15 protein-coding genes are annotated in these 12944 nt (G+C 64.9%); 7 read left to right on the forward strand and 8 right to left on the reverse strand.

Features of this window, described 5'->3' with window-relative positions:
* Positions 1-106: 106 nt before the first annotated feature.
* Positions 107-811, reverse strand: a complete 705-nt coding sequence (locus GA0061098_RS15415; protein WP_091957212.1) for an SDR family oxidoreductase — start codon at positions 809-811, stop codon at positions 107-109.
* A gap of 115 nt (positions 812-926) precedes the next feature.
* On the opposite strand from GA0061098_RS15415, the gene GA0061098_RS15420 reads away from it, so the two are divergent.
* The gene (locus tag GA0061098_RS15420; RefSeq protein WP_091957787.1) at positions 927-1769 is read left to right on the forward strand and encodes a GNAT family N-acetyltransferase; all 843 of its coding nucleotides are present in this window, start codon (positions 927-929) and stop codon (positions 1767-1769) included.
* Positions 1770-1772: 3 nt separating this feature from the next.
* Here the strand turns inward: GA0061098_RS15420 and GA0061098_RS15425 are convergent, their stop codons facing one another.
* Complete coding sequence (locus GA0061098_RS15425) at positions 1773-2219, reverse strand: hypothetical protein (protein WP_165637381.1); 447 nt, start codon at positions 2217-2219, stop codon at positions 1773-1775.
* Positions 2220-2506: 287 nt separating this feature from the next.
* Between GA0061098_RS15425 and GA0061098_RS15430 the strand changes: the two genes are divergently transcribed.
* Entirely contained in the window at positions 2507-2788 is a 282-nt protein-coding gene (locus GA0061098_RS15430; protein WP_091957215.1) for a hypothetical protein, read from the forward strand.
* A 53-nt stretch (positions 2789-2841) separates the two neighbouring features.
* Here the strand turns inward: GA0061098_RS15430 and GA0061098_RS15435 are convergent, their stop codons facing one another.
* The 6 genes from GA0061098_RS15435 to GA0061098_RS15460 all read right to left on the reverse strand — a co-directional run bounded on the left by GA0061098_RS15435 (position 2842) and on the right by GA0061098_RS15460 (position 5818).
* Positions 2842-3123, reverse strand: a complete 282-nt coding sequence (locus GA0061098_RS15435) for a hypothetical protein (protein ID WP_091957218.1) — start codon at positions 3121-3123, stop codon at positions 2842-2844.
* 12 nt (positions 3124-3135) lie between these two features.
* On the reverse strand, positions 3136-3567 hold the full coding sequence (locus GA0061098_RS15440) for a curlin (RefSeq protein WP_283807995.1): 432 nt from the start codon (positions 3565-3567) through the stop codon (positions 3136-3138).
* A gap of 72 nt (positions 3568-3639) precedes the next feature.
* A complete protein-coding gene (locus tag GA0061098_RS15445) occupies positions 3640-4050 on the reverse strand; it encodes a curlin (protein WP_091957223.1) in 411 nt (136 codons plus the stop codon).
* A 25-nt stretch (positions 4051-4075) separates the two neighbouring features.
* Positions 4076-4468 carry a curlin gene (locus tag GA0061098_RS15450; protein ID WP_091957226.1) on the reverse strand — a complete coding sequence of 131 codons (393 nt, stop codon included), beginning with the start codon at positions 4466-4468 and terminating at the stop codon, positions 4076-4078.
* Positions 4469-4590: 122 nt separating this feature from the next.
* Positions 4591-4992 carry a curlin subunit CsgB gene (locus GA0061098_RS15455; RefSeq protein WP_091957229.1) on the reverse strand — a complete coding sequence of 134 codons (402 nt, stop codon included), beginning with the start codon at positions 4990-4992 and terminating at the stop codon, positions 4591-4593.
* 178 nt (positions 4993-5170) lie between these two features.
* The gene (locus tag GA0061098_RS15460) at positions 5171-5818 is read right to left on the reverse strand and encodes a response regulator transcription factor (protein WP_091957232.1); all 648 of its coding nucleotides are present in this window, start codon (positions 5816-5818) and stop codon (positions 5171-5173) included.
* Positions 5819-6448: 630 nt separating this feature from the next.
* On the opposite strand from GA0061098_RS15460, the gene GA0061098_RS15465 reads away from it, so the two are divergent.
* The 5 genes from GA0061098_RS15465 to GA0061098_RS15485 all read left to right on the forward strand — a co-directional run bounded on the left by GA0061098_RS15465 (position 6449) and on the right by GA0061098_RS15485 (position 12918).
* Positions 6449-7876, forward strand: a complete 1428-nt coding sequence (locus GA0061098_RS15465; RefSeq protein ID WP_091957235.1) for an efflux RND transporter periplasmic adaptor subunit — start codon at positions 6449-6451, stop codon at positions 7874-7876.
* A complete protein-coding gene (locus tag GA0061098_RS15470) occupies positions 7873-8598 on the forward strand; it encodes an ABC transporter ATP-binding protein (RefSeq protein WP_091957238.1) in 726 nt (241 codons plus the stop codon). Before GA0061098_RS15465 ends, GA0061098_RS15470 begins: the two co-directional genes overlap by 4 nt.
* Complete coding sequence (locus GA0061098_RS15475; protein ID WP_091957240.1) at positions 8595-9818, forward strand: ABC transporter permease; 1224 nt, start codon at positions 8595-8597, stop codon at positions 9816-9818. Before GA0061098_RS15470 ends, GA0061098_RS15475 begins: the two co-directional genes overlap by 4 nt.
* A 51-nt stretch (positions 9819-9869) precedes the next feature.
* Positions 9870-10181 (forward strand): response regulator transcription factor, encoded by a 312-nt coding sequence (locus tag GA0061098_RS15480; RefSeq protein WP_091957243.1) that lies wholly within the window; start codon positions 9870-9872, stop codon positions 10179-10181.
* An 883-nt stretch (positions 10182-11064) separates the two neighbouring features.
* Positions 11065-12918, forward strand: a complete 1854-nt coding sequence (locus GA0061098_RS15485) for an alkaline phosphatase family protein (protein ID WP_091957245.1) — start codon at positions 11065-11067, stop codon at positions 12916-12918.
* The last annotated feature ends 26 nt before the right edge of the window (positions 12919-12944 follow it).

Raw genomic sequence — 12944 nt, forward strand, 5'->3', positions numbered from 1 at the left:
AAGGGTGTGACCGGGGAGCAACGGCTCATCCATCAATAGCGGCGCGTGACGCATGCCCGTGTCGCATCACGACAAGGCCGCCAGAAGCGCGATTCGAGACTGTGCTTCAGATCGAGCGCGTCAGCCCGCCATCGACGCGGATGTTCTGGCCGGTGATGTAGGCCGCGCCGTCGGAGGCCAGGAACGAGACCGTCGCCGCGATCTCCTCGACCTTGCCGTAGCGCTTCATCGGCACGCTGTCGCGGCGCGCCTCCAGCTGCGGCAGGCTGTCGATCCAGCCCGGCAGGACGTTGTTCATGCGGATGTTGTCGGCCGCATGGGTGTCGGTGAAGATCTTGGTGAAGGCGGCAAGGCCCGCGCGGAACACCGCCGAGGTCGGGAACATCGCGCTGGGCTCGAACGCCCAGGCCGTCGAGATGTTGATGATGGCACCACCCTTTTGGGCCTGCATGATCGGCGTCACCAGCCGGGTCGGACGGATCACGTTGAGCAGATAGGTGTCGAGGCCGGTGTGCCACTGCTCGTCGGTAATCTCCGTGATCGGCGCCCGCGGCCCGTGCCCGGCGCTGTTGACGAGCACGTCGATGCGTCCCCACTTCGCCAGGGCGCCGTCGACGAGGCGCTTCAAATCGTCATTCTCCTTGTTGGAGCCGGTGACGCCGAGCCCGCCGAGCTCGGCCGCCAGCGCCTCGCCCTTGCCGGAGGACGACAGGATCGCGACGCGAAACCCGTCCGCCGCCAGCCGCCGCGCAGCCCCTGCCCCCATGCCGCTGCCGCCGGCGGTAACGAGCGCAACCTTCTCTGCTGCCATGACCGATCATCCCTTCAGTTGAGGCGAGCCGCAGGCTCGGCCTATCATGAGGCCTTCTACAGCCAGACCTGTCGGCAGGTCCATGGTCGAAGGCATCCATCATGAGCAACCCGAGATGAGTGATTTGCTGATCCGCAATCTGCGCCCCGAGGAGATCTCCCTCGCCATCGACTGGGCCGCGGCCGAAGGCTGGAATCCGGGCCACGGCGATGCCGCCTGCTTCGCGGTTCCCGACGCGCAAGGTTTCTTCGTCGGCGAGATCGATGGCGAGCCGGTGGCGACCGTCTCCTGCGTCAATTACGATGATCGCTTCGCCTTCCTCGGCTTCTACATCGTGCGCGATAGTTTTCGCGGCGCGGGCCATGGCCTGCGCATCTGGAACGCGGCGATCGCAGATGCGGGCGCGCGCGTGATCGGGCTCGACGGCGTCGTGGCGCAGCAGGACAATTACAGGAAGTCCGGCTTCCAGCTGGCCTATGCCAACATCCGCTATGGCGGCATCGTCGCAGCGCGCTCGAGGCCGCCCACTGACGTGGTTGCGCTGAACACGATTCCGTTTGCGCTTGTGGAGGCCGACGACGCCGCCGTCTTCCCGGCCCGGCGCAGCGCCTTCCTGCGCGCCTGGATCGATACATCAGGCCATGTCGGCCGCGCCCTCATGCGCGACGGCAAGCTCGCCGCATGGGGCGTGATCCGGCCCTGCCGGACCGGCTGCAAGATCGGCCCGCTCGTCGCCGACGACCGCGCGGCGGCGGAGGCGATCGTGCAGGCTTTGCTTGCGAGCGCCGATGTCGGCGAAATCTTCCTCGACGTCCCCGCCGTCAATCGCGAGGCGATCGCGCTCGCGGAAGCACTTGGTCTCAAGCCGGTGTTCGAGACGGCGCGGATGTACACGGGAGCGATCCCGCCGCTGCGCATCGACCGCGTCTTCGGCGTGACCAGCTTCGAGCTAGGCTAAAACTCAGTAGCAGCGCGTGATGTTGACGGTGTGCTCGCTGCCGCCACGGCCGGGCACCGTCACCTGCTCCGTCGGGCAGCTCGGCACATAGGGCCGGTCGGACGGCACCACGTTCGGCGGGAAGCGATGCGACCAGTCCCAGGGGACATCATAGGTGTAGGTGTAGCGCACGTCGGTAGAGACCGGCTGCCCGGCATCGCCAAAGGGCTGAGTGTAGCCGGCGCCGTCGTAGAAGAACCCGCCGCCGCCCGGCCAGTACACGAAGGGGTTATTCCGCCGGTGGAACCGGGCTCCCGGCCCCATCGGCGCACGCGCCATCGCGCCGGAAGGCGCAGCGGTCACCCCATGCGGCGCGGCGCCGCCGGGTCTGGCAAAACTGTCAGTGGGGCTAAGGAGCAGCGCGGCTGCGCTGAGCGAGGCGAATAGCGCCGCATGGGATCTGGACATCATGATACGCACCAACTCGTTTGGCTTAAGCGATAGCGGCTCCCCGCCGCTACGCTAGGCCGGGCCGTCGCCCACCCGCAAACGTATAATTAATTATTGGTTAAGGCACGGGCTTAACCGGGGAACAGGTGCGGCAAGACGCCCGGAATTCCCGGCTCATTTCAGGCACTTCGTTCCGCGGCCCGCGCTTCATAACCAGTTGATCGGAGTTGATTGCTCCCGCCGAGCGCATCCCGGAACGCTCCCGCAGTGCAACCGTTGGCCCCCGACACAAGCAAGGAGCATCTCCAATGCAGAACAAGTCAAAACTCCTGTGCCTGATCACGGCATCACTCGTCGCCGGCACTGCGGCTGCCTCGGCGCAGGGCTATGATTGGAACGGACCGCGCGTGGGGTGGGACCGCACCGCGCCCACCTACGAGCCGGTTCAGCCGCGCGCGTATTATCCCGATGTCGCTGGGCCCTATGGTGCGCTCAACGGCACCAACCATCCGACCCCGAGCTCGACACAGGGCGACGTCGGCCCTGACGGCAACAACAACGGCACGCTGACCGGCGGCTATCGCTGGTAAGGCCCGCTCGCGGCGAGGCCCACCGTCCTTCGCGGACGGTGGGCCTTCGTGCGTCAACGGCCCTGCTGCTTGCGCAGCCAGTCAAGCAAGTCCTGCGCGTTGCCGGTGCCCTGCGTCACGATGGCGGTGTTGCCACCACTGCGCCGATAGACCGTCGTGCGCCCGGGCTCCTTCTCGATTTTGACCTCGGCCTGCGGGGGATCGCCGCTCTGCGTGATCACCGAGGTGCCGTTCTCGTCCTGGACCACCGTGGTGTGACCGTCGGCAGCGCCGGCCGGCGCCGTCGCGACCACACTCATGAGTCCTATTCCGGATGCGAGCCGGAGCAATCTCATGTCACACCTCCATCATCGGCCGAACTGAAAGATCGCCAGCCAGTTAAAACGCCCGAACTGCCTTACGGCTCCTGTATTCATGTCTCCGATCTGGAGCAGGAGCGCGTTGGTGGAATTGCCGATCTGGGTGATCTCGGCGGTGTTGCTCGCACCGGATTGACCGATGATCGCATTGGTGGTGCCGCCCACCTGGATCACATTGGCATAGTTGCGCGTGCCGTTCTGGATGATGGTCGCATCCACCGTCCCGGTGCCGCCGATCTGGATCACCCGCGCGATATTGATGCGGCTGTTCTCTTCGATCGTCACAGGCTGAACATCGTTGCCGAACTGCACGACGGTTTCAATGGTCACATTCCGGTTCGTCACGCTGCGCTGGACGGAGCCGGCGCTCGCCTGCGTCGCCGTGCCGATGGCGGCGAGCATCGCCGCCACGGCCAACACGTGCCTCAAGATCTGTCCGCATCGCATCGCGCTTCCCCGTTCGTTCCTGACACCGGCGCGTTCGCTCGCGTCTTACGGGCCGGTCTGGACGATCGTCGAGGTGTTGATCGCGCCGAATTGCGCCACCGTGCCTGCATTCATCGTGCCGAGCTGCGATATCAGGCTCGTCGCCGACTGGCCGGTCTGACCAACGAACGCGAGATTGTTCGTTCCGGCCTGCCCGATCGATGCGGAATTCGTTCCGCCGAATTGCAGGACGCCCGTGGCATTGTTGGTGCCGTTCTGCGTCACTGTCGCGCTGGTGCTGCCGCCGATCATGAACACGCCCGCCATGTTGAGCTGACTGTTCTGGTTCAGCACCACGGGCGGCCCGCCGACAGAGACAATGGTCTTGATGTCGGCGGTCTGGGCACCGGCTGATCCGGTGCCCGCCGAGCACAGAGCGAGCACGACGGCGCCCGCGCGTCCCAAATGATGTTTCATGACATGCCTCGTCAGTTCGGTCGGCTCACGGAGCCTGCTGGATGATCGTCGAGCCGTTCAGGATTCCGAGCTGACCAACTCCGGCGGCATTGTTCGCACCGATCTGGCCGATCAGGCTCGAATTGAAGCCGCCGACCTGGCCGGCCAGCGCGGTGTTGGACGCCGTCGCGGTCGTGCCGCCCTGCCCGATCACCGAATTGTTGACGGTCAGGAGCGAGCCCGTCTGCAAGGTGGTCGCCGTATTGGTGGCGCCGAACTGCATCGTGGTCGCGTTGTTGCTGGTGCCGCCGCTCTGCGAAATGAACGAAGTGTTGGTCGTTCCGAATTGCAGCACGCTGGCGGTGTTGCCGGCATTTGCATCGGCGGCCGTCAGCGCACCGAGCGCCACGAAAGTTGCAATGAAATAGGTGATCCGCATGTCATTTCCTCCGCGACAATGGGCGGGCCATCGCAATTGATCGGCCGGCCGGATTGCGGTGCATTCGAGAATGGCGCGGACGCAACCGCAACTGGATGCGTCCGGCCAAACGGGGCTGTGTGTCAGTGCGCCGTCTGCGAGACGGTGCTGCCGTTGACGCCGAACACGCTGAGCTGGCCGACGCCGGCGGCGTTGTTCTGCAGCGCGGGGGGCCCGAACGAGTTCTGGGTGATCGCGCTGGTGTTGTTGCCGAACGCCACCTGGCCGGTGGTCGCCGAGTTCTGCACGCCGACCTGGTTCACCGTGCTGCCGTTGTTGAGCGAGGCAGCGCCGGTCCCCTGCATCGTGGACGCAGTGTTCACGATGCCGAGCTGGCTGGTCGACGAGCTGTCGTTGGTGAGGCCGTTCTGCGTGACGGACGAGCCGTTCACGACGCCGACTTGCACCGTGGTCGAGGTGTTGGCGGCCTGCGCCGCGGAGGACAGGGCGAACAATGCAACGGAAGCAAAAAACAATTTACGCATGGAGTATCCCTTTCTGACCAAGTTGTCTGACTGAGTATGGATGCCGTCTTGGAAGAGGCCGACATCGTAGGGATACTGTGAACCGATCGTGGCCTGCGCGACAGACTGCAGTTCATGCTAATCGGTACGGACTAGACGTTGCGCGAGATGTCGGCACATCGAAGCGCAGAAACAGCTGCTATCCCGCGCCCGCGCGAATCGTCTCGGCTTCGCGCCCCATGCTGTCGATCAGCCGCACCACTTCGATCGGCGTACGCAGCTCCAGCTTTCGCATCATCCTGGCGCGATGGACCTTCGCCGTCACTTCGCTCACGCCGAGCCTCGCCGCGATCTGCTTGGCCACCAGCCCTTCGGCCATCAGCAGCATGATCTCGCGCTCTCTCGCCGTCAGCGTCTCGACGCGCTGACGGGCTTCACGCACGATATCCTCGCGTTCCAGCCGCCTGCGGTCGCGCTCGATGCCGTGCCTGATCGCATCGAGAATCTCCTGCTCGCGAAACGGTTTTGGCAGAAACTCGACCGCGCCGCGCTTCATGGCCTCGACCGAGACGCGGACGTCGGAATGGCCGCTGATGAAGACGATCGGAATGGGCACGCCCGTCTCGGCGAGTCGGCGCTGAAGCTCGAGGCCGGTCGGCGACGTGCCGGGAAAGCGGACGTCGAGCACGAGGCACGACGGCCCGGGCGAAATACTCTCCGCGAGGAACTCTTCCGTCGAGGCGAACAACTTCACCTGGTGTCCGGTCTCCTCGCAGAGATTTCCGATCGCAGTTCGAATCTGAATCTCGTCGTCAACGACATAAACTATGGCTTGACCTGAAACCATTGCAACGGACTCCCCGGCTTGGGGCTCGATGAGCAGGCATCGAGCCATCCATTCTTCTTGCAAGCGCAGACAAGGTGCTTGGGTGAATTCGCGGGGTCCGGGCGAAGCGCATCGGTCCACCGGTTCGACGTCTTAGAGCCAACACCCGCTCGTGACGAGTGAAGGCGTTCACATATCGGGCTTCGTGATCGGAGGGAATTGAGCGCGCCTCCGTCCGCATCGCGGCGGAGTGCGATATCGAGAATGCGGCAAGCCGGTGTCGTGGAGTCCAGTAGCGTGGAGTCCGGTCGCGTGATCGCGGTATTGCCAACTGCATCATGGCATCGCCACTCATGTGCCGAGTCGAACGCCGAGCGCCGGCCGCTTTCGGCCGGAGCAGACGGGACGTTTAGTCAGCTAATCGAGTTCGATACCGCGCGCGTCATATCGATACGCTTCGTATGCATCTTCAGCAAATCACGAAAAGTCGCACCCCGCGCCTTTACTACTGGATCATCAGGCGCACCCGACCGTCGCCCCGACGAGAACGACATACTGACAATCGATACTACCTTAGATAATTTACAACCATAGCGAGCTTGCCATTTTTTCCTGCCGCAACGAAGCCATTTCAACCAGGCGGGTTTTGATATGCGATTTGTGCTAATTATTGCCTTGCTTGGAACTGCATGCAGCCTCGCCGCGGTCACCACCGTGGGGCCGGCCGTCATCACCGGCGCGGCCGGGAGGGCTACGGACAAGGCGGCGCACGCCTTGGAATCGACCAGGCGCCTGCTCGTCCCCACCGGACGCGAAGCTCCGACATTCGGATCCGATTCGCCCGTGTTCCGCTACGCCTCGATCCAGCGCGGCAGCATCGAGCAGACCGTCACGGTCACCGGTGCCCTGCAGCCGGTCAAGACAATCGAGGTCGGTTCCCAGCTGTCCGGGCAACTCGCCCGGGTCTATGTCGATTTCAACGACACCGTCAGCAAGGATCAGCCGCTCGCCTTGATCGATCCGCGCAGCTTTGCGGCCAAGGTCGACGAAGCCAGGGCCGCCCTTGCCGTCTCCAATTCGCTCGTCGACATCGCCAGGGCCAAGCTCGATCGCGCCAGGATCGACCTGCAAAACGCCAGAGGCAGCCGCGACGTGCTCGCCGCCAAGCTCGAGAGCGCCCAGGCGGTCAAGACCTCGGCGCAGAAGACCTTGCAACGGAAGCTGGCGCTGCAGTCGCAGAACGTGGTGGCGACGACGACAGTCGACGACGCGCAGACCGAGTTCACCGCACGCCTCGCCCAGGAGCGCGAGGCCGAGATCCTGATGTCCCTCAACTCCTATTCGGTGGAGGGGGCACAGGCCGACGTCCGCCGCATCGAGGCGGAGCTGCAACAGGCACGAATGGCTGTGCCGGAGAAAGCAGCCGTTCTCGCCGCGGCCCAGGCCGATCTCGACCGCACCGTGATCCGCTCGCCGATCAACGGCGTCGTCGTCGGCAGGTTCGTCAACGAGGGCCAGACGCTCGCGGTCGGACTGGAATCGCGCACCACCTTCGTGGTGGCCCACCGCCTGGAGGACATGGAGATTCACGCGCAGGTCGACGAAGCCGATATCGGCCGCATCGCCCCCGGCCAGCGCGCCCATTTCACGGTGGATGCCTACCCCGACCGCCGCTTCGAGGCGGTGGTGCGGCAGGTGCGCAAGGCGCCGCAGACCCAGCAGCACGTCGTCACCTACACCGTGGTCCTGGCGACCTCCAATCTCGACGGCGCGCTGCTCCCGGGAATGACCGCCCTGGTGAAGATCGTGATCGAGCGGCAGGACGATGTTCTGAAGGTGCCGCTCGCCGCACTGCGCTTCCAGCCCTCCGGCACGCGGCAGGATCCTGCCGCACGCAGCGGGGTGTGGGTGCGCACCGCAAGCGGCTCGCTCCAGCGCATCGCGGTGACGGTCGGCGCGGCCGGCACCGAACAAGTCGCCCTCAAGAGCGGAGATCTCGACGAGGGCAGCCAGGTTGCCGTCGGCCAGGCCATCCGTCCCGCGGGCATGGAATTTCTCGGAATCAGGTTCGGATCATGACCGCGTCCCCGCCGCTCATCAGCCTCCAGTCGGTCGGCAGGACCTATCGCACCGACGGAGTCGCGGTCACCGCCGTCCGCAATGTCAGCTTCGACATCGCGCAAGGCGAGATCGTCGCCGTGATGGGTCCGTCCGGCTCCGGCAAGTCGACGCTGATGAACATGATCGGGCTGCTCGACCTGCCGAGCGAGGGCGCGGTCTATCTCGAAGGGGCCGATGTCGCCGATCTCTCGGAAGATCGCCGGTCGTCCTTGCGCGCCCGGAGCATCGGCTTCGTGTTCCAGTCCTACAATCTGCTCGCGCGTCACGATGCGATCGAGAATGTCGCGCTGCCGCTGGTCTATTGCGGCATCGGTCGCCGGGAACGCCTGGCGCGCGCGGAAGCGAGCCTTCAGGCCGTCGGCATGTTGCACCGGGCCCATCATTTTCCGCGGCAGCTCTCCGGCGGCGAGCAGCAGCGCGTCGCGATCGCGCGCGCCCTGATCGCCTCTCCGCTGATCGTGCTCGCGGACGAGCCGACCGGTGCGCTCGACAGCCGTACCGGCGCCGAGATCCTGGCGCTGTTCGCCGCCCTCAACCGGACCGGCCAGACCATCGTGATGATCACGCATGATCCCGGCATCGCGGCGCAGTGCCGCCGCACGATCCACCTGCATGACGGCGAGCTCGTCGCGGACGAGACGCCGGCGCCGGCCCTGCCGAAACGGAGCGCTGCGCCATGACGATGCTCCAGGGATTCCAGATCGCCCTGCACGCCCTCAGGCTCAATCCGCTGCGCAGCTTCCTCACCATGCTCGGCATCGTGATCGGCGTCGCCTCCATCGTCACGGTGTTTGCGATCGGTTCCGGCGCGCAGTTGCGCCTGCAGGAACAGATCCGCTCGATCGGCGCCAACGTGCTGATGATCACCCCCGGCGCGGTCTACCAGGGCGGCGTACGTCTCAAGGACGGCAGCAAGCTGACGATGACGGAGAGTGACGTGCAGGCCATCCTCGAGCAGATTCCGGAAGTTCAGGCCGCCGCCGGCTCGATCGCCGGAACGGCGCAGGTCATCCACGAGGGCAAGAACTGGAATACGACGATCAACGGCACGACGACGGGACATTTCATGGTGCGCGACTGGCAGCTCGCGACCGGTCGCTATTTTTCTGGCACCGAGGAAGCCGGAGCCGGCAAGGTCGTGATCCTCGGCAGCACGGTCGCACGCGAGCTGTTCGCGCCCGGCGACGACCCCATCGGTGCGCAGATCCGGATCATGAAGGTCCCGCTAGAGGTGGTCGGCGTTCTTGATCGCAAGGGACCCGCGCAGGACGACGTCGCCTTCGTGCCGCTCGCCACCGCCAAGCTGCGCTTCCTCGGCAGTGCCAGCAACATCAACCGGGATTCGGTCGCCTACATCATCGCCAAGGTCGCCGGCGACGGACAGATGGCGGGGTCACGATCGGAGATCGAGAACCTGCTGCGGCAACGCCACCGAGTCCCCGCCGGCCAGGAGGACGATTTCAAGGTCCAGGACCCGGCCGCCGCCATGGAAGCGCAGCAGGGAGCGATCCGCACCGTCGCGCTTCTGCTCGTCGCCATCGCCTCGGTTTCGCTGCTCGTCGGCGGCATCAGCATCATGAATGTCATGATCGTGTCGGTCACCGAGCGTACGCGGGAGATCGGCATCCGCCGCGCGCTGGGCGGTCGGATGCGGGACATCCGTCTGCAATTCCTCTGCGAGGCGCTGGTGCTCTGCCTGCTCGGCGGAGCCATCGGCGTCGCCGGCGGCGTCACGCTCTCGATGACGGTGGCCCGTATGGCAGGATGGGTCACCTCGATCGACGGTCAGGCGATCGGCCTTGCCCTCGCCTTCTCGATCGCGACCGGCCTCATCTTCGGTTTTTATCCCGCGCACAAGGCGTCCAAGCTCAGCCCGATCGAGGCGCTCAAGACGGAGTGACAACATGCTGGGAGTGGCCACGTCAACCCGCAGTCCAGGGAGCAGCCAGCCATGAGCCGAGATCCGCAGGACTCGATTACACCGACGCCGCGCGAGCGCGAGCTGATGATGTTGATCGCACGGGGAATGCAGAACAAGAATATCGCCTACGAGCTCAAGATCTCAGAGAATACGGTGCGGGCGCATATCGGCAACATCATGCGCAAATACCGGCTTTCGAACCGAACGCAGATCGCGATCGTGTTTGCCCTGCACGCAGCGCCATCCTCGCTCCGCCGCGATCTTGCCAGGGTCGACCGCCATCCGAGGGCAACAAAGCCCGCGCAAACCCCTGCACCACGGGTGCAGACCGCGACGGATTGAACGTCCCGGCCACAATCCCTTGCGTTGCCCGACGGGCAAAACACCCAAGTAATCGGTCAACGCACCGCGACGAAAATATTCCACTTTACCGAAATTCGGAAATGACATATTTGTCGCGGCAACCAGGCCCAAGGAAGAGGGGCGTATCGCGATCGTCACGAACGCGGGCCGGGCGGCGGTGGACGCAGGTGACATCGGCGCAAAGGATTTCGCAGGGCGGGCAACCGTGAGCGAAACACCTGGCGCACACGACCGGTGTGATCCGCGTACGGCAAAATCGTGTCGTCCTGGCGCCCGGGGTCTGTGCGCCAAGTCTTGCGGTGATGTGGCGGCCCAACCGGGCACGCGCATCAGCCATCCGCAAGGCGACGGGGGCAATAGTGCAACGCTCCCCGGGGAGAGCACGACATAAGCCGTAAGCCCACTGCGCAGGGAAGGCCGGGATGCTCCGGTTGCCCTGTTACCCGCTATGCATGAAGCACACGCAATCTGCTCTGGCATGGCGGTCGATGGGAGCCAACCGGCTCCCGGCCTTCCCTGCGCCCTCTTTCAATTGAGGGTGAGGCGACAAGCAAAGCTCGGGCGAAATGCGCCGCGAGGATGCGAAGGCGTGTCTGCGAAAGCGTAGGATGGGTAGAGCCCTTGCGAAACCCATCATGCATCCGCGTCAACAAAAGCGTGATGGGTTTCGCTTCGCTCTACCCATCCTACGAGTTGGATTCCGGCTCCGCACCGCGTCCGGGACATTGGAGTAGCAAGCCCCCTCCCCCAACCCTCTTGCATCGGCGACGGGCCTTGTAACAAAGCCGTCATGCAGCGAAACTAAACGAAGCTGGGGGGCCGCGGATTGCGGCCATGCCGCCTCACCGCAGGGAGAGATTTGATGCGCCGTTCACTGGTGTTGCTGTCCGCCGGACTGACAGTGCTATCCACCGGATTTGCCTCCGCCCAGAACAACACGCCCCGCAATCTGATCCTGTTCATCCCGGACGGTCTGCGCGCGCTGAAGGTCAACCCCGACACGGCACCTGCCATGGCCGAAATCCGCGACAAGGGCGTCAACTTCAAGAATTCGCACTCGCTCTTCCCGACCTTCACCATGGCCAACGGCTCGGCGATGTCGACCGGTCACTATCTCGGCGACACCGGCGTGTTCTCCAACACGATCTGGACTAACTACACCTCGGTGCCCGCCGGCAACACTGTGGTGCCCTTCATCGAGAACGATGCGGTGCTCGGCGACATCGACGAGCATTTTAGGGGCAACTACCTCAACGAGGACACCATCCTGAAGCTTGCCCGCGACCAGGGGTACAGCACCGCTGCGCTGGGCAAGCACGGTCCGACCTATCAGTTCGATCACACCGACAAGCCCGAAAAAGCCGGCCTGCATTCGATCGTGTTCGACGACGCCACCGGCGGCAAGAACGGCGTGGCGCTGTCGGACGAGGTGAAGGACGCGCTCACCAAGGCCGGCCTGCCCACCACCACGCCGCCGCGCGGCGACAATTCCAAGGCGGGCGATGCCAAGACGCCGGGCACGACCGCCGCCAACGTCGCGCAGCAGGCCTATTTCGCCGACGTCGCCGCCAAGGTGGTGCTGCCGATGTTCAAGGCACGCAACAAGCCGTTCGTGCTGGTGTTCTGGTCGCGCGACCCCGATGGCAGCCAGCACAACACCGGCGACAGCCTCAACCAGATCATGCCCGGCATCAACGGTCCGACCTCGATGGCCGGCATCAAGAACGCCGACACCAACCTCGCCCAGCTTCGCAAGGCGCTGGACGAACTCGGGCTTGCGGCCTCGACCAACATCATCGTCTCGGCCGACCACGGCTTCTCGACCATCTCCAAGGAAAGCAAGACCAGCCCCTCGGCCAAGGTCAGCTATGACGACACGCCGAAGGACTTTCTGCCGATGGGCTTCCTGGCGCTCGACCTCGCCAAGGCGCTCGACCTGCCGCTGTTCGACCCCAACGACAAGAACGCGAAGATCGAGGGCAACAAGCATCCCAAGGCCGGCAACGGCGTGCTCGGCAAGGATCCGGAAAAGCCCGACCTCGTCGTCGCCACCAATGGCGGCTCGGACCTCGTCTATCTCCCGAACAGGGACAAGAAGCTGGCGGCCAAAACCATCAAGGCGCTGCTCGCGCAGGACTATGTCTCCGGCCTGTTCGTCGAGGACTCGCTCGGCCGCTTCCCCGGCACCCTGCCGCTGTCGAGCATCAATCTGCGCGGCAAGGCGGCGACGCCGACGCCGTCGATCGTCGTCAACTTCCGCTCCTATGCCAGCAATTGCGGCGAGGCGCCGACCAATTGCTCGGTACAGGTCGCCGACACTGTGCTGCGCCAGGGCCAGGGCATGCATGGCAGCTTCAGTCGCGGCGACACCATGAACTTCATGGCGGCGATCGGCCCGGACTTCAAAGCCGGCTTCGTCGACGAGCTGCCGGTCAGCAATGCCGACGTCGGCATGACGGCCGCCCGGCTGATGGGCCTAAGCGCGACACAGAAAGGAGACCTGGCCGGCCGCGTGATGTCGGAAGCCATGCCGAACGGCACCGTGCCGAAGGCTTATGCCGGCACAATGAAGTCCAAGCCCGCGGAGGGCGGCCTGACCACCGTGCTGAACTTCCAGCGCGTCGGCAGCCAGCGCTATTTCGACGCCGCCGGCTTCCCGGGCCGCACGCTCGGCCTCGAGCCGGACGGCGGCAAACAAAAAACGGCGGGGAAATAACCCCGCCGCTTTCGCTCGCGCGCCGA

The sequence above is a fragment of the Bradyrhizobium shewense genome (assembly GCF_900094605.1).
GTDB lineage: Bacteria > Pseudomonadota > Alphaproteobacteria > Rhizobiales > Xanthobacteraceae > Bradyrhizobium > Bradyrhizobium shewense.